Genomic DNA, 16,846 nt, shown 5'->3' with positions numbered 1-16,846 from the left:
TCAGGCCCCTTTCACGGGCAGCAGGCGCGGGTCGTAAGGGTCCAGGCCCACCGACTCGGCGGGGGGTCCGTAGCCGGCCATCCGCATCACAGCCTGTTCATCCGCGGGCGATTTCCCGGGCAGGGTGGCGCAGATGGCCTGCAGGATCCGGGCGTGCGGGAGCTTGTCACGGAGCAGCCCGAGCCGCAGCATCTCCAGGCTGGCCCGGAACCGGCCCAGCAGGCCGCGGCCGGCGTCGAGGTCCACCAGTGCGGCGAACTCGAGCACCATGGGCAGGTAGTCCGGGAGTTCCCCGTGGGTGTCCACCAGGATGTCGCTTTGCCGGTAGGTCTGCTTGAAGTTCCCCAGCACCTCGCCGCGGTGCCGGGTGTCGCCGTCGGTCCAGTAGGACAGGTGCAGGGCGTGCCGCTTGCCGAGGTCGAACTCGCGGACGTAGTGGGCCTGCACCTCCATCAAGGGCCTCGTTTCCAGCAGGTCCAGCACCTCGGCGAAGTCGGCCACCGCCCCGGGAAACTCGGCGAGTGCGGCCCGCATCAGCGGCACCTTCCCGGTCAGGTCCTCGTCCGGGTAGGACAGGCACCAGGCGGCCGCCAGGTAGACCACCTGCTCGCGGCGGCTCATGGCTGGTCCTCCGCCGCTGCCAGGGTGTCCGGCTCCGGTTCCGGGCCTTTCGGCGGGAAAAGCCCCTGAGGTGCACCCGTCCCGTCCCAGTTCAGCAGGTTAACCCGCCCCCGCAGCGTGGTCTCTCCGGGGGCCGCCCCGGAGGTCTGCCGGTCCCGCAGGGCGTGGAAGGTCTCCACCGCGACGGGCACGGGACGGCCGCTGGCTTCCCCGAAGGGCGAGGAGTCCTGCATGCCGGGGCCGCCGTCGAAGTCCAGCGAGCACCCCATTTCCTCAAGGTCGTGGGCCTGTTCCACGTGCGCCTTGGGAATCACGTACCGCTCGTCGTACTTGGCGATCGCCATCAGCCTGTACATCTCGTACATGCTCTGGCTGTCCATCCCCACGGTTTCGGGGATGGCGTCGTCGGGGTCGTTGCCGAGGCTGATGCCACGCATAAAGGAGCGCATCGCCGCGAGTCTCCGGAGTACCGCGGTGACCCGGTCCGTGTCCCCGGCGGTGAACAGCTCGGCAAGGTATTCCACCGGGATGCGCAGGGCGTCGATGGCGCCGAAGAGGTTGCCGGCGTCCTCACCGTCGTGCCCCTGGTCCCGGAGCAGGTCCACCACCGGCGACAGCGGCGGCACGTACCAGACCATGGGCATGGTCCGGTATTCCGGGTGCAGCGGCAGCGCCACCTTGTAGACCTTCGCGAGGGCGTAGACCGGCGAGCGCCGCGCGGCGTCGATCCAGTCCTCGGGGATGCCCTGCGCCCGCGCCTCGGCCTGCACCGCGGGGTCCTCCGGGTCCAGCAGCACGTCCATCTGGGCGTCGTAGAGTTCCTGCGGGTCGGTGACGGCGGCCGCGGCGGTGACGGCGTCGGCGTCGTACAAAAACAGCCCCAAATACCGCAGCCGGCCCACGCAGGTCTCCGAGCACACCGTCGGCAGCCCCACCTCGACCCGCGGGTAGCAGAAGGTGCACTTCTCGGCTTTCCCGGTCTTGTGGTTGAAGTAGATCTTCTTGTACGGGCAGCCGGTGATGCACTGCCGCCAGCCGCGGCACCGGTCCTGGTCCACCAGCACGATCCCGTCCTCGACGCGTTTGTAGATGGCCCCGGACGGGCAGGAGGCCATGCAGGACGGGTTCAGGCAGTGCTCGCAGATCCGCGGCAGGTAGAACATAAACGTCTGCTCGTAGGCGAACTTGATCTTGTCCTCGGACTCGCGCCGGACCTTTTCCACGATGGGGTCCAGGTGGCCGTGCTCGGCGGAGCCGCCGAGGTCGTCATCCCAGTTCGCGGACCAGGTGATCTTGGTATCCTCGCCGGTGATCAGGGACTTCGGCCGGGCCACGGGGAAGTCGTCCCCCAGCGGGGCGTCCACGAGGGTTTTGTAATCGTAGGTCCACGGCTCGTAGTAGTCCTTGAGCTCCGGCTGGACCGGGCTGGCGAAGATCCCGAGCATTTTCTTGACCCGGCCGCCGGCTTTGAGCACCAGTTTGCCGCGTTTGTTCAGCACCCAGCCGCCGTGCCACCGCTCCTGGTCCTCGTAGCGGCGCGGATACCCCTGGCCGGGGCGGGTTTCGACGTTGTTGAACCAGACGTACTCGGTGCCGGCCCGGTTGGTCCAGGCCTGTTTGCAGGTCACGGAGCAGGTGTGGCAGCCAATGCACTTGTCCAGGTTCATGACCATGCCCATCTGGGCCATTACACGCATCAGTACTGCACCTCCTGGGACCGGCGCCGGACGGTGGCCACCATGTCCCGCTGGTTTCCGGTGGGGCCAAGGTAGTTGAACGCGTACGCCAGCTGGGCGTAGCCGCCGATCAGGTGCGAGGGTTTGACCAGCAGCCGGGTGACGGAGTTGTGGATGCCGCCGCGCCGTCCGGTGGCCTCGGATTTGGGGACGTCGATGGTGCGTTCCTGCGCGTGGTGGACGTAAACCACCCCGGCGGGCATCCGGTGGCTGACGATCGCCCGGGCCACGAGGACGCCGTTGATGTTCAGGCACTCCACCCAGTCGTTGTCCTTGACCTCGATCGCGGCGGCGTCGGCCGGGCTCATCCAGACCGTGGGTCCGCCGCGGGAGAGCGAGAGCATCAGCAGGTTGTCCTGGTATTCGGAGTGGATGGACCATTTGGAGTGCGGCGTCAGGTAGCGGACCACCACTTCCATGGACCCGTCGCGGCCCAGTTTGGGTTCGCCGAAGAGCCGGTGCATGTCCAGCGGGGGCCGGTAGATCGGCAGGGCCTCGCCGATATCCCGGATCCAGTCGTGGTCCAGGAAGAAGTGCATCCGCCCGGTCAGGGTGTGGAAGGGCTTGAGCCGCTCGATGTTGATGGTGAAGGGCGCGTAGCGCCGGCCGCCGGTCTCCGAGCCCGACCATTCCGGCGAGGTGATGACCGGGACCGGGCCGGCCTGGGTCTGGGCGAAGGTGATGAACTTTTCCTCGGAGCCTTCGGACAGGTCCGCCAGTTTCCGGCCGGTCCGGACTTCCAGATCCTTGAACCCCTGGACGGACAGGGCACCGTTGGTGGTGCCGGAAAAGGCCAGGATGGCTTCGGCCAGCTTCGCGTCGGTGTCCAGCGCCGGCCGGCCGTCGGCGGCGCCGCCGAGCATCACGCCGTTGGCTCGCCGGAGCCGCTCCAACGGGCCGGCGAGTTTGTAGGTGACGTTCTTGACTGTGAAGCCCAGTTTGTCGGCCAGCGGCCCGACGGCGGCCAGCTTGTCCGCGACGGCGGTGTAGTCCCGCTCCACCACGGAGAAAATGGGCATGTTCTGTCCCGGGACCGCCGGGATGGACCTGTCCCGCCAGTCCCGGACCGTCCCGCCGGGCTGGGCGAGCTGGCCGGGGGTATCGTGCTGCAGGGGCACGCTGACCAGGTCTTTGCGGACGCCCAGGTGGGTTTTGGCCTGCCGGGAGAATTCCTCCGCGAGCAGGTGGAAGGTGTCGAAATCCGTTTTGGTTTCCCACGGCGGGTCGATCGCGGGGGTAAAGGCGTGCACAAACGGGTGCATGTCGGTGGAGGAGAGGTCGTTCTTCTCGTACCAGGTGGCCGCGGGGAAAACGACGTCGGAGAGCAGCGTGGTGGAGGTCATCCGGAAATCGGCGGAGACCAGGAGGTCCAGTTTCCCCTCCGGGGCGTGGGCGTGCCATTTCACGTCGCGGGGTTTAAGGACCTCGGCGTTGTCCTCCCCCAGGACGTTGTGGTGGGTGCCCAGCAGGTTCCGCAGGAAGTATTCGTTGCCTTTGGCGGAGGAGCCGAACAGGTTGGAGCGCCACAGCACCAGGGTCCGGGGCCAGTTTTCCGGGGCGTCCACGTCCTCGATCGCGGGGTTCAGGGTGCGGTTCTTGAGGGCCTCCGCGATGTACCCGGGGGTGTCCGCCGCGGTCCCGGCGGCGACGGCGGCCTCGGCCTCGTCCGCGAGGTCCAGCGGGTTCCGGTCGAACTGCGGGTAGAACGGCATCCAGCCGAGCCGGGCGGACTGGGCCATGGCGTCCGCGGTGTGCATGCCGTCCAGGGCGCCGGTGGAGAGCGGGGACTTCAGCGCATCGGCCGAGTAGCCGTCCTGCCGCCACTGGCCGGTGTGCATGTACCAGTAGCCGGTGCCGATCATGGTCCGCGGCGGCCGGGACCAGTCCAGCGCGTTGGCCAGCGAGACCCAGCCGGTGGCGGGGCGGGCCTTTTCCTGCCCGACGTAGTGCGCCCAGCCGCCGCCGTTGCGGCCCAGGCAGCCGGTCAGCATCACGAGCGCCAGGACGGCCCGGTAGGTGGTGTCGCCGTGGAACCACTGGCAGATGCCGGCGCCCATGATGATCATGGACCGGCCCTTGGATTCCTCGGCGTTGCGGGCGAACTCGCGGGCCACCCGGATGCAGGCCTGCGCGGGGACGGAGGTGATCTCCTCCTGCCACGCCGGCGTGTAGGGGGTCCCGGCGTCGTCGTACCCGGCAGCCCAGTCCCCCGGCAGCCCCTCCCGGCCGACGCCGTACTGCGCCAGCATCAGATCGAAGACGGTGGTGGCCAGTTCCCCTTCGAGTTCGACGACGGGTACCCCGCGGCGGAGGACGCTGCCGTTGCCGCCGGCGTCCTCGAAACAGGGCAGCAGGATCTCGGCGCTTTCCCCGGATACCTCGCGGAGGGACAGTGCCGGTTCGATGCCCTCAAGGTCCAGGTTCCATTTGCCCTCGCCGCTGCCGGAGTAGCGGAACCCCATGGAACCGTTGGGGACGGCGGGGCGTCCGGAGGCTTTGTCGAACACAACGGTGCGGAAGGCCGCGTCCTCGGCAAGCGACTCGGCCGGCAGGTCCTGTGCGGTGAGGAACTTGGCCGGGGTGAGGGTGCCGTCCCCGCGCCGTTCCAGCCGGACCAGGAACGGCAGGTCGGTGTACTGCCGGACGTAATCGGTGAAGAAGGGGACCTCGCGGTCGACGAAGAATTCCTTGAGCATCACGTGCCCCATCGCCATGGCCAGCGCGGCGTCGGTTCCGGCCTGGGCGGGCAGCCACTCGTCGGCGAACTTGGTGTTGTCGGCGTAGTCGGGACTGACCGTCACCACCTTGGTGCCGCGGTACCGCACCTCGGCCATCCAGTGCGCGTCGGGGGTGCGGGTGACCGGGACGTTTGAGCCCCACATCATCAGGTACCGCGCGTCCCACCAGTCCCCGGATTCGGGGACGTCGGTCTGGTCCCCGAACACCTGCGGGCTGGCCACCGGAAGGTCGGCGTACCAGTCGTAGAAGGATGTCATCACCCCGCCGATCAGCTGGATGAAGCGGGTGCCCACTGCGTGCGACACCATGGACATCGCCGGGATGGGCGAGAACCCGGCGCAGCGGTCCGGGCCGTAGGTCTTGATGGTGTTGACGTGGGCTGCGGCGGCGATTTCCACGGCTTCCCGCCAGGAGACGCGGACCAGGCCGCCCTTGCCGCGGGCCTGCTGGTAGCGGCGGCGTTTCTCCGGGTCCCCGGCGACGTCCGCGAAGGCGAGCACGGGGTCGCCCAGCCGGGCTTTGGCCTCCCGGTACATTTCGACGAGCACGCCGCGGGCGTAGGGGAAGCGGACCCGGGTGGGTGAGTAGGTGTACCAGGAGAAGGCCGCCCCTCGAGGGCAACCCCGGGGCTCGTATTCGGGACTGTCTGGGCCGACGGAGGGGTAGTCGGTCTGCTGGGATTCCCAGGTGATGATGCCGTCCTTGACGTACACCTTCCAGGAGCAGGAGCCGGTGCAGTTCACCCCGTGTGTGGAGCGGACCACCTTGTCGTGGCTCCAGCGGTCCCGGTAGAAGATGTCGCCCTTGCGGCCGCCTTCCCGGAACACCGCCCTGCCGTCCGCGGTCTGGTCCCACTTCGTGAAGAAACGGCCCAGCTTCAACATTGCATCCGAGGCGGGTCCGTCCAACCCCGCGGCGCCTTCGGCAGTCATGCCCCCAAGCTAGGGGCCACCTATCGGCTTCGATAGGGCCTTACGGCACTGGGGGTCCCGGGGCGTGCGGGCCGCATGAGACCCGCTGCGAGGGCCTAGGCGAAGGGTTCGAGTTCGACGCCGGCCTTCTCCAGGGCGGCGCGGATCGCGGCGGCCACCTCGACCGACCCGGGGGTGTCCCCGTGCAGGCAGATAGAGTGCGGCGTGCGGGTGACCACGGTGCCGTCGACCGCGAGGACTTCGCCCTTGAGGGCCAGCCGGAGCGCCCGTTCGACGATCTCGTCGGGATCCTCAATGACGGATTCCTCCTCCTGGCGCGGCACGAGGCTGCCGTCCGGGAGGTACGCGCGGTCGGCGAAGGCCTCATGGAACACCGGGTTCCCGGCGTCCCGGGCGATGCCCAGCAGCGCCGAGCCTTCCAGGCCGAGGATGGGCAGTCCCGGGTCGTAGGCCTGGATGGCGGCGACGACGGCGGATGCCTGTTCGGTGTCGTGCGCCGTGCGGTCGTAGAGGCCGCCGTGCACCTTGACGTAGTCCACCGAGGCACCCACGGCATGGGCCACGCCGTCGAGCGCGCCCAGCTGGTAGAGCACGGCGCCGAAGAGGTCGTCGAAAGTCATGTCCAGGGAGCGCATGCCGAAGCCGGCGAGGTCGGGGTAGCCCAGGTGGGCGCCGACCCGAACATCGAGTTCGTAGGCGGAGCGGCAGGTGTCCAGCATCGTCACGGGGTCCCCGGCGTGCAGGCCGCACGCGACGCTGGCGCTGGTGACCAGCCGGAACATCGCGGCGTCGTCGCCCATGGTCCAGGAGCCGAAGGACTCCCCAAGGTCAGCGTTAAGATCCAAGGGTTTCGCCTTCCACTACTGGCCCGGCGTCGGCTGTCCCGGTGCCGGGTTTCAGCTCTCCGGGGATGGTCTCCGGCATGGGGCCGAAGGCTTCCTTGGCGTTCTCGACGACGGCGCGCCCCATCATCCGGTTGCCGACGCCGCCCACCACTGCGCCGACGCCAAAGGGCAGCGCCCGGCCCAGCAGCGCGGTGCCCTGGCGCTTGAGCAGGTTCTGCAGGAAGGCCCGCTGGATCCGCTCCCGGACCGACCCGAACCCGATCATCGGCGCACGGCGGGCGAAGAGGGTTCCCCAGGCCTGGGTGGGTCCGCGGCCCTGGCCGGCAGCCTGCCCGCTGAGCGAACTCAGCAGCGCCGTGCCTTCTTCGCCGAGCATGATGGCCATCACCACGGTGCTGGCCTTTTCCGGGTCGACCATCCGCACCCCGTGCAGCTCGGCCAGCGAGGTGGCGAACAGGGCGGTGGCTTCGAGGAATCCGACGGTGGCGGCAGCGGAGAGGCCAAGGGCGGCCACGGTGCCGACGCCGGGGATCACGGCAGAGCCGCCCACGAGGGCGCCGCCGCCGGTGACGGCGGTCAGGTAGTTGCGTTCCAGGATGGCGGCGAGCTGCGCCGCGGTGGCGTGCGGGTGTTTCCGCTGCAGCCGGCGCAGGTTCGCCAGCACCAGCGGCCGCTGGATTTCTACGGCGCGCAGGAGCATGTTGTGGACGCCGGGCTTGGGCTTGCCGTCGGCGTCGAACATGGCGCTGTGGGCGGTCTTCTGGGCAATTTTCATTGCCGGGTTGCTGCGCTTGGCCATCATCGCCTCTCGTGAACCATAAGGGTGCTGAACATTGTCCAGCATTAACTCTAGGCCACACACCATCCGGCCGCTCCGGGACGGCGGCCCCGGGCCCCCGCCGTCGGGCTACGCCGCTAAAGCACCCAGGATTCGGCGAGGGCCAGGAACGCCGAGGACGACGGGCCCAGCGGGCCCGGGCAGACCGCCGGGGCGCCCGGCCATTCCACCCCGAATTCCACGAGCCGGCCGGTGCTGCAGGGCAGGTAGACGTTGCTGAGGGCGGCGCTGCCGGCCCCGAGCTGGAAGTCCGGCGCCGCGAACTTCCTCCGGTCAAGGACGCCGGTGATGGCCAGTTCCGCCTTGGCCCCTGTGGCGCGGAAGCCGGTGGCGGGATCCACCACCACGGTGAACTCGTCGTGGGTGTGGCTGATCCCGGTCAGCGGAAAGCGGGCCGCCTCCGGGAAGAAGCGGGTGAGCTCGGTGGCCAGGGTTTCCGCGAGGGCTGCGTTGGGGCCGTAGCTGCGCCAGCCCTGCAGGGTGGCCACCAGCAGGGCGTTGCCGGCACCCCAGCGCGACCAGTCGGCCTGCCAGAATGTCGCGAAGCAGCTGGCGGCCTCCCCCGGAAGCTGGGCGCCGCCGGCATCCGCCGGGTGCAGCGCCAGCCCGGCGTTGATCCCCACAAAGGCAAGGCTGCGCCGCGCCGGTGCGGTGGCCGTGTTCTCCATGAGAGGAGCCTAACGGGACGGCGCCGCTCCCACCCGCTGGACACGGACGGCGCCGCCGCGGCGGCTAGTTGACGGCGCGCACCACCGGGATGGACGCCGTCGCCGGCCCCGGGAACACTGTGGGTTCGGGGCTCGCGACGGCGTGCAGGGGCACCGTCACGGGGTCGCTGCCCACCGTGAACCGTTCGCCGCGCACCTCGATCTCGAGCGGGGCACCCTCGCGGGTGGTCAGCCGGATTGCGGCGTGGTCCAGTTCGACCCGCAGCAGGCCGCCGCGGAGCTTGAGGTGGAAGGCTAACCCGTCCCATTCGGCGGGCAGCCTCGGATCGAAGTACGGCACCTCACCCTGGTCTCGCAGGCCCGCGAACCCGCTGACCAGCGAGCTCCAGACCCCGCCGGTGGAGGCGATGTGGACGCCGTCGATCGTGTTGCCGTGGGTGTCGTCCAGGTCGATGAACACGGCGTGGGTGAAGTGGTCCAGCGCGGCCTGGCCGTAGCCGACCTCGGCCGCCATGATGCCCTGCACGCAGGCAGACAGGGTGGAGTCTCCGGTGGTGATGGGGTCGTAGAAGTCGAAGGCTCGGCGCTTCTCCTCGGCCGTGAAGTCCTGCCACTGCAGGAACATCGCCAGGACCGTGTCCGCCTGCTTGAGGACCTGGTGCCGGTAGATCACCAGCGGGTGGAAATGCAGCAGCAGCGGGTACTTGGACCGCGGCGTGTCCCAGTCCCACGGCTCCAGGGTCATGAAGTCGTTGTCCTGGGAGTGGACCTGGAGGTCCTCGTCGAACGGGACGTGCATCCGGTTCGCGGCCTGTTCCCAGAGCTCCCGTTCGGCCGGGTCGATCCCCGGGTGGTCCAGCGCCGCGGCCGTGCGCAGGTTAAAGCGGGCCATAACGTTGGTGTACAGGTTGTCGTTGACGACGGCGGTGTATTCGTCCGGGCCCGTGACGCCATGGATGTGGAACAGCCCGTCCTTGCCAAAGAAGCCCAGGGAGGCCCACATCCGGGCCGTCTCGATCAGCAGGTCGGCGCCGAGGGTTTCCTTGAACTCCGCGTCCCCGCTGGCCCAGATGAAGCGGTTGGTGGCGAAGGCGATGGCGGCAGCGATATGGAACTGTGCCGTGCCGGCGGCGTAGTAGGCGCTGGCTTCCAGGCCGTTGATGGTGCGCCAGGGGAACAGGGCGCCGTCCACACTGAGCTCCTTGGCGCGGACCCTCGCTTCGGGCAGCAGCTCGTGGCGGAACTCAAGGACCTGCCGGGCGTTGCCCGGGTTGGTGTAGGTCAGGTAGGGCAGCAGGTACACCTCCTGGTCCCAGAAGTAGTGCCCGTCATAGCCGGAGCCGGACACGCCCTTGGCCGGGATGCCGGCCACGTCGGCGCACGCCGTGGCCTGGGCCAGCTGGAAGAGGTTCCAGCGGATGGCCTGCTGGAGTTCGTCCTGGCCGCCCACCACAATGTCGCTGGTGGTCCAGTAGTCGCGGTAGTGCGCCGCGCTTTCGGCGAAGATCTCGGCCACCGGCAGCAGGGACCGTTCGGCGGTGTCGGCCAGGTCCTCGTCCGCTGAGCGTCCCACCGCGTAGCTGACGCTCTTCTCCAGGAGGAACGGCACCTCCGGGCTGACGGCCAGGACGTAGCGGACACTGCTGTCGTCCTGGTCCGTCTGGGTGTCGAAGGGCTGCACGCCGGCGGAGGTCCAGTGATCCACGGCCATGCCGAGCCGCTGCTTGGACTCGGCCGCTTCCCAGGCGAGGCGGAGCGAGCCGTCGGAGCCGTCCAGCCGCAGCGGAAGCAGCACGCGGCCGGCGTGGCGGCCTGCGCGGCGGGGATCGTGCGCGGAGTGGTCCTCCACCGGCTGGTCCTGCCGGTTGACCACGGCCGAGGTCACATCCGCGGAGATGTCCCGGTCGGCGGCGACCTCAAGGGAGATGCCCAGGGCGCCGCGGGCCTGATAGCTCACCGCACGCCGTTCCGTGGTGGTCACCGTGGCGCCGGAGCGGCACTGCCAGACGATCCGGCATTCGTAGACGCCGGTGGCAAAGTCCACGCTGCGCCGGTAGTCCAGCACGGTTGATTCCTCGAGGCTGAGCATCTCGCCGTCGATGACCACCACAAAGTTGTTGGCGTCCGGGACGTAGAGGATGCGCTGGCCGGTGCGGGCAAATCCGTACGCGTTTTCCGCGTGCTTGATGTCCCAGATCTCGTGGAAGCCGTTGATGAAGCTGCCCGGAAGTTCGGCGTCGGCGGCGGCCCAGTGGGCGCCGCGGATGCCGAGGTGGCCGTTGCCCAGGCTGAACAGGGTCTCCAGCGTTCCGGCGTTGCCCGGCAGGTGGACGGTTTCCACGAGCTGCCAGGGGTCATTGGGGAACCTGGCGCGGTCCGAGGTGATGAGAGCCATGGTTGGGGTCCTTTGGCGGTGACGGTTGTGCGGGTAGGTGCGGGTGGGTGTTGCCGGTGATCTGGCGGGCTAGAGCAGCTCGGCCAGGTCGTTGACCACGAGGGTGGCGCCGGCGTCGAGCAGGGTCTTCCGCCCGGCTCCGCGGTCCACGCCGATGACCGAGTGGAAGCTCCCCGCGCTTCCAGCCTGGACACCGGAGACGGCATCTTCGACGACGACGCATTCCTCGCTGGGAAGCCCCAGCAGCCGCGCCGCGTACTGGTAGGTGTCCGGGTTCGGCTTGCCGGGCAGGCCTTCGGATACCGCGACGACGCCGTCCACCACCACCGGGAAGTAGTCCGACAGGCCGGCGGCCTTGAGCACCGGGACGGCATTCCGGGAGGAGGAGACGACGGCGAGTTTCAGGCCGCGCTGGAGCGCCGCTTCAATGAAGCGCAGCGAGCCCTCGTAGGGCTGCACTCCGCCGGCGGCAACGATGTCGTTGAAGACCTTGTTCTTGCGGTTGCCAAGGCCGTGCACGGTGTCGTGCGCGGGGTCGTCATCCGTCGGGCCCTCGGGCAGCACAATGCCGCGCGAGGCCAGGAAGTCACGGACGCCGTCGAAACGCGGTTTGCCGTCGATGTGGTCGAAGTAGTCGCTCTCGCGGTAGCCCTGCGCTTCCGGGACGGTGGCGAGGAAGCCGTCGAAGAGTTCCTGCCAGGCGCGTTCGTGCACCACCGCGGTGGGGGTCAGGACGCCGTCGAGGTCGAACAGGATGGCGGTGGCGCCGGCCAGCACGTCGGCCGTGCCGGGGGCGCTGTTGGAAATCTCAGTCATGGGGCGGAGGTCCTTTCAGACGGTCGCATGGATCGTGTGTGGGAAATGATGGGCGGGGCCGCCGGGGCGGGGCGGCCGGTGGCCGGTGGAGGCTGCGTTGCCGGGCTTGCGGGTTTCTGCCGGGACCGGCTGCGGACGACGGCGGTCCTGCTGCCGGGCCGGGGTCCCGGCCCGGGTCACGGCCGGGAGTCCGGGATGCCGGAGCGGGCCGGCGGTCCGGGCTGGCGGAGATCAGCGTCGGCGTCGGGTACTCCTGCGCTCGATCAGCTTGGTCTCCAGCAGGTGCGTGGCCGGCGGATTCGGCAGCCCGGACCGGTGGAGCCGTTCGATCAGCAGGTTGGCTGCGAAGGCCCCCTGGTCGGCCACCGGCTGCGCGATGGTCGTCAGCCCGAGGAACCAGCTCATTTGATGGTCGTCTATACCAATGATGGAGACGTTTTTCGGTGCTGACAAACCGAGATCCCGCAGGGCCATGAGCGCGCCAAACGCGGTTTCGTCGCAGCCGGCGAACACCGCGGAGGGCATCCGGCGGTTTTCGATCAATTCCGTCATGGCCCGACGCCCGCCCTCGATGCTGGATTCGGCGTCGAGCACCAGGTCCGGATCCACGGTGAGCTCGTGCTCCGCCAGGGCCCGCTCGAATCCGCGCCGCCGGGCATCGGCCGTGTCCACGGACCGCTCCCCCGGTTCCCGTCCGGCCAGCATTGCCAGGTCCCAGTGACCCAGGCCGAGCAGGTGCCCGGTGGCCCGGCGCGCCGCTTCTTCGTTGTCGATTCCCACGTTGTCCCACGGGACGCGGTTCATGCCGACGCTCGCGACGGCGAGGCCGGAGGCTTCCAGCGCGGCGATCTCATCGGCGTCGAGGGCCACATTGAGCAGCAGAACCCCGTCGACGCGCTGGGCGAGCCCGGCCAGGTCGCCGAAGATCTTGCGCTGCACACTGGGCCGGTTGCGGAGGCTGATGAGCACGGTGTCGAAGCCGCTGTCCGCGAACACTTCCTCGGCGGCCTCGACGGCCTGCGCGAAGAACCACGCGGTGGCGGTAGGGGCGATGATGGCCACGGCACCGGTGGTTCCCCCGGCGAGCCTTGCAGCGGCGGAGGATGCCTTGTAGCCGAGCTTGGCGGCGGCGTCGGCGACCTTGGCCTGTGCCTGTTCGGACACGTTGGGCAAGTCCCGGAGGGCGCGGGAGACGGTGCAGATGGAAAGCCCGGAGAGGGCGGCGACGTCCTGGATTGTCACGCGTGGAGCCTTAGCCATGCGACACGGGCCTGGACCTTTCTTCCCCCTGGAGTAGTGGGCCGGATCAAAATGGCCAAAGTAAACTGTAAACGCTTATAAATTCGCTTCGCAAGTGGTGGCGGCCGTTCCCGGGGTGAATTCTTTTGGGGCCAGCGGGCCCGGGTTCGCGCGGCCCGCCGGCCCGACTGCTGGGGCGGCGCGGGAGCTCAGACTGCTGGGACGGAGCGGGAGCTCAGCCCAGTACGTAGTGGCGCAGGAACGCGCCGACGTCCACGAGTTCGGCACGGGAGATCGAATGCCCCATCCCGGGGTAGCTGCGGGCCGTGAGCTGGGTGTTCAGGTCCAGCCACTCCTTGGTGTGCGCGGTGGCGTCGTCGTTAATCACCGGATCGTTCTTGTCCCGGCCCCAAAAGAACGGCGGCCGCGTGCTGAACGATTCGCTCATCGCCAGCAGCTCGTTGTCCAGCACAAAGCCGGACAGCCCGACGACGGCGCGGAATCCCTCCGGCCTGAGCCGCAGCAGGGTGCTCGCCATGGCCATGCCCTGGGAATAGCCGAGCAGGGTCACGCTGCTGTGCCGGGCCTTGACGCCGTCGATCCAGCTGAAGACGGAGTTCGTCGCAGTGATGACGTCGGCAAAGTCGTGGGTGAGAAAGTAGTCCAGCAGGAACCAGCCGTAGTCGTCGCCGATCACCTTGGGTCCGCGCAGGGCCGCGCAGGTGAACTGCGGCGGGAGGCTGGGGAAGAGCTCCGCCATCCGGGTTTCGTCCGTGCCGTAACCGTGCAGCATCACCAGCAGCGGGGTCCCCGCCCGTTCGGGCTCCGGCTTCGACCAGATGACAGTGTCCATGCGGCAAGCCTAGCCAGCGGCAGGACCGGGCGCCGGAATGCCGGAGCCGGCGGGCCGCCGGGGCTCGAAGCACCCCGTCCCCGTCGCGCCGGCACCCCGATTACGCCCGGTTTTCCGGCGAGGCGGGGCCAAAATCGTTGAAACGACACGTACCGGGCTGTAGCGTGACGCTCGTCAGCATGCTTAGCACCACCTATCGGTCCTGACCGGACATCAAGGAGCAAGTCATGAGAATCGGTTCCTCCATCTTCCTCATCGCCATCGGCGCCATCCTCGCCTGGGCCATCTCGCCAGGATTGATTCCCAATGTGGACCAGACCATGATCGGCTACATCCTTATGGTGGTCGGCGTCATCGGGCTTGTCGCGTCGCTGATCCTCGCTTCGCCGGGCCGCAGCCGCACCCGCCGCGTGAGCGAAACCCGCTCCGTCGTCGACCCCAACACCGGCGAGACCATCACCCGCAACGAGAGCCGCGACGCCGGCATCTGATCCGCCGCGCTTTCACGCCAGGCTGGCGGCTCCGGCCGCAAACACACCTCGAACTGACCCGCACGCCGGGCCGGACCAGCAAGGTCCGGCCCGGCGTCCGGCGCTTAACGGACCCCGCGAAACCAACCAGCACCTTCCCGCGGCATCGCGAGCTCACGGGCCCGATCCCGGGATGGACATGCCCATCTCCCGGCACAAAGGCTGGACATAACCCATATATGTCCACCCCCTAGGCCAACCAATGGACATGCCCATCCCGGCCGGCCTCTAGAAACGGACATGTCCATCCGGCTGTCCCAAGGAACCGACATGTCCATCGGGCGGCGCGGAGATTGAGCATGTTCATTGCTGCGGGCCGGGAATGCGCATGTCCGCAGGCCAGGGATGCGTATGCCCGAGGAGTGCGCCGAAGGATGGACATGCCCATCTCTCGTCACGACGGTTGGACATAGCCCGTATATGCCCACTCCTCGGGCCAAACAATGGGCATGTCCATCCCGGTTCGCCCCGAGGAATCGACATGTCCATCGGTCGGCGCGGAGAACGGGCATGTCCATTGCTGCGGGCCGAAGAATGGGCATGTCCGCAGCCCAGGATGTGCATGCCCAAGGGGTGGGCCGAACGATGGGCATGTCCATCCCGGCACCCCACGGATGGGCATGTCCGTCCGGCGCGGAGGGGCCCGTTCTGTGTTCCTGTTGTTTTTCATTGACAAAGCCACAAGAACACAGATAAAGTCAATCAATTCCACTTAGCTGTGATGGGGGTCACCGAAGCCGGGCGGAAGGAGCAGCATCCGAACCAGCATTCGCAGTAACCGTCGCAATGGAGGGCACGTGTTCGCCGAGGAACGCCAGCAATTGATCGTGGAGCTCGTCGCTGCCAGCGGCCGGGCCAGCGTCACGGACCTCGCCGAGCGTTTTAGCATCACCACGGAGACGGTCCGCCGCGACCTGGCCGCCCTTGAGATCGCCGGCACTGTCCGCCGGGTCCATGGCGGCGCGGTGTCACCCGAGCGGATCAGCACCACCGAGGAAAGCATCACCGAGCGCACCATCCAGCGGCCGTCCGAGAAGACCCGGATCGCCCAGGCCGCCCTCGCGCTTATCCCGCAGGGCCGCTCCGGCAGCATCCTCATCGACGCCGGCTCCACCACCGAAGTCCTCGCGGAACTCCTTGCGGCCCGCACGGCCGGCGGCCGCTCGACAACAGGCACGGCAGCAGCCGCCGGAACCACGGCGCCCGCATCAACCCAGTCCCCCGGCGACGGCGAGCTCGTGGTCATCACCCACGCCCTGCCCATCGCGGGGAAGCTTTCCGGCGAGGCGGGGATCGGGCTGCACCTGTTGGGCGGGAAGGTCCGCGGGCTGACCCAGGCCGCCGTTGGGCAGTCCACCGTGGAAGCCGCCCGCCGGATCCGGCCCGACATCGCCTTCGTCGGCACCAACGGCATCTCCGCAACCTTTGGACTCAGCACACCCGATCCTGAAGAAGCAGCCGTCAAGGCCGCCTTCGTCCAATCAGCCCGCCGCATTGTGGTGCTGGCCGATTCCACCAAGCTGGACGCTGAAACGCTGGTCCAGTTCGCCTCCCTGAAAGATCTGGACACCGTGATTACAGACTCCCAACCGAGCCCGGACCTCGCCGCGGCACTCGCGGACGCCGGAGTGGAGGTGGTGGTCGTATGATCGTCACCTTTACGGCCAACCCCAGCCTGGACCGCACCGTGGCCCTGCCCGGACCGCTGCTCCGGGGCGAAGTCCAGCGCGCCGTTTCCGTCCGGCAGGAGTCCGGCGGCAAGGGCGTCAACGTCTCCCGCGCCCTGGTCGCCTCCGGCCTGAAAACCATCGCCGTGCTTCCGGGCGCGGAGGCGGACCCGGTGCTGGCCGGGCTGCGGGACACAGAGGTACCGTTCGCGGCCCTGCCCATCGGGGAGCCGCTGCGCAGCAACGTGGCCCTCACCGAGCCGGGCGGCGTGACCACCAAGGTCAACGAGCCCGGGCCGGTGCTGAGCGGGGAACAGCAGGAGGCCCTGATCGGGCTGTTGCTGGATTCCTCCCGCGGCGCCAGCTGGGTTGTCCTGGCCGGTTCCCTCCCGCCGGGTGTTCCGGCCGACTTTTACGCCACCGTGACCCGGCGGCTGCGTTCCCTGCACGACGGCTCAGAGGCACCCCTCGTCGCCGTCGACTCCTCCGGCGAACCCCTCGCCGCCGCGGTCTCCGGGGACGCCCCGGGGAAACCGGACCTGCTCAAGCCCAATGCCGAGGAACTGGTGGAACTGGCTGCCGCAGCCGGCTTCGCCACCAATAAGTCCGCCGAGGAACTCGAGGCTGACCCGGAGGCTGCCGCGGCGGCCGCCGGCGCCCTCGTCCGTTCCGGAGTGGGCGCCGTACTCGCAACCCTTGGTTCCAAGGGTGCGGTGCTTGTGACGGCCGACGGTGCGTGGCTCGCCACGCACCCGCCGGTCAAGGCGGTCAGCACGGTCGGCGCCGGCGATTCGTCGCTTGCCGGCTACCTGCTCGCCGCCAGCCAGGGCGCCGCCCCGGCCGATTGCCTGCGTCAGGCGGTGGCCCATGGTGCCGCCGCTGCTTCCCTGCCCGGGTCCACCGTCCCGGCAGTGCACCAAACAAACCCCGCCGCCGTAACCATCACGGCCCTGAAGAAGGATTGACA

Annotated in this window: 13 protein-coding genes; 3 read left to right on the top strand and 10 right to left on the bottom strand. The window is 68.8% G+C overall.

Features of this window, described 5'->3' with window-relative positions:
* From narJ to AC1DHY_RS09200, 10 genes are all read right to left on the bottom strand, one after another.
* Positions 1-621 carry a nitrate reductase molybdenum cofactor assembly chaperone gene (gene narJ, locus AC1DHY_RS09245; RefSeq protein ID WP_476878165.1) on the bottom strand — a complete coding sequence of 207 codons (621 nt, stop codon included), beginning with the start codon at positions 619-621 and terminating at the stop codon, positions 1-3.
* The gene (narH, locus tag AC1DHY_RS09240) at positions 618-2,318 is read right to left on the bottom strand and encodes a nitrate reductase subunit beta (protein ID WP_476878166.1); all 1,701 of its coding nucleotides are present in this window, start codon (positions 2,316-2,318) and stop codon (positions 618-620) included. Before narH ends, narJ begins: the two co-directional genes overlap by 4 nt.
* Positions 2,318-6,028 carry a nitrate reductase subunit alpha gene (locus AC1DHY_RS09235; protein ID WP_476903511.1) on the bottom strand — a complete coding sequence of 1,237 codons (3,711 nt, stop codon included), beginning with the start codon at positions 6,026-6,028 and terminating at the stop codon, positions 2,318-2,320. The genes narH and AC1DHY_RS09235 overlap by 1 nt, the downstream gene beginning before the upstream one ends.
* A gap of 95 nt (positions 6,029-6,123) precedes the next feature.
* A complete protein-coding gene (locus tag AC1DHY_RS09230) occupies positions 6,124-6,873 on the bottom strand; it encodes a LamB/YcsF family protein (RefSeq protein WP_476878168.1) in 750 nt (249 codons plus the stop codon).
* A complete protein-coding gene (locus AC1DHY_RS09225) occupies positions 6,863-7,672 on the bottom strand; it encodes a hypothetical protein (protein ID WP_476878180.1) in 810 nt (269 codons plus the stop codon). The genes AC1DHY_RS09230 and AC1DHY_RS09225 overlap by 11 nt, the downstream gene beginning before the upstream one ends.
* 116 nt (positions 7,673-7,788) lie before the next feature.
* The gene (locus AC1DHY_RS09220; RefSeq protein ID WP_476878169.1) at positions 7,789-8,379 is read right to left on the bottom strand and encodes a hypothetical protein; all 591 of its coding nucleotides are present in this window, start codon (positions 8,377-8,379) and stop codon (positions 7,789-7,791) included.
* Between the two features lie 64 nt (positions 8,380-8,443).
* Positions 8,444-10,774, bottom strand: coding sequence for a glycoside hydrolase family 65 protein (locus tag AC1DHY_RS09215; protein WP_476878170.1), 2,331 nt, complete (start codon positions 10,772-10,774; stop codon positions 8,444-8,446).
* A gap of 69 nt (positions 10,775-10,843) precedes the next feature.
* Positions 10,844-11,590 carry an HAD family hydrolase gene (locus AC1DHY_RS09210; protein ID WP_476878171.1) on the bottom strand — a complete coding sequence of 249 codons (747 nt, stop codon included), beginning with the start codon at positions 11,588-11,590 and terminating at the stop codon, positions 10,844-10,846.
* 231 nt (positions 11,591-11,821) lie between these two features.
* Positions 11,822-12,832, bottom strand: coding sequence for a LacI family DNA-binding transcriptional regulator (locus AC1DHY_RS09205; RefSeq protein WP_476878172.1), 1,011 nt, complete (start codon positions 12,830-12,832; stop codon positions 11,822-11,824).
* 232 nt (positions 12,833-13,064) lie between these two features.
* Entirely contained in the window at positions 13,065-13,682 is a 618-nt protein-coding gene (locus tag AC1DHY_RS09200; protein ID WP_476878173.1) for an alpha/beta hydrolase, read from the bottom strand.
* A gap of 227 nt (positions 13,683-13,909) precedes the next feature.
* Here AC1DHY_RS09200 and AC1DHY_RS09195 point away from each other — a divergent pair, with 227 nt between their 5' ends.
* From AC1DHY_RS09195 to AC1DHY_RS09185, 3 genes are all read left to right on the top strand, one after another.
* Positions 13,910-14,173 (top strand): DUF6458 family protein, encoded by a 264-nt coding sequence (locus AC1DHY_RS09195; protein ID WP_476878174.1) that lies wholly within the window; start codon positions 13,910-13,912, stop codon positions 14,171-14,173.
* Positions 14,174-15,009: 836 nt separating this feature from the next.
* The gene (locus tag AC1DHY_RS09190) at positions 15,010-15,861 is read left to right on the top strand and encodes a DeoR/GlpR family DNA-binding transcription regulator (protein WP_476878175.1); all 852 of its coding nucleotides are present in this window, start codon (positions 15,010-15,012) and stop codon (positions 15,859-15,861) included.
* Positions 15,858-16,844, top strand: a complete 987-nt coding sequence (locus AC1DHY_RS09185) for a 1-phosphofructokinase family hexose kinase (protein WP_476878176.1) — start codon at positions 15,858-15,860, stop codon at positions 16,842-16,844. The genes AC1DHY_RS09190 and AC1DHY_RS09185 overlap by 4 nt, the downstream gene beginning before the upstream one ends.
* The last annotated feature ends 2 nt before the right edge of the window (positions 16,845-16,846 follow it).

Source organism: Arthrobacter sp. 05L44, from assembly GCF_056397605.1.
The sequence above is the reverse complement of the archived record's forward strand: the minus strand, read 5'-3'. Positions and strand labels throughout refer to the sequence as shown.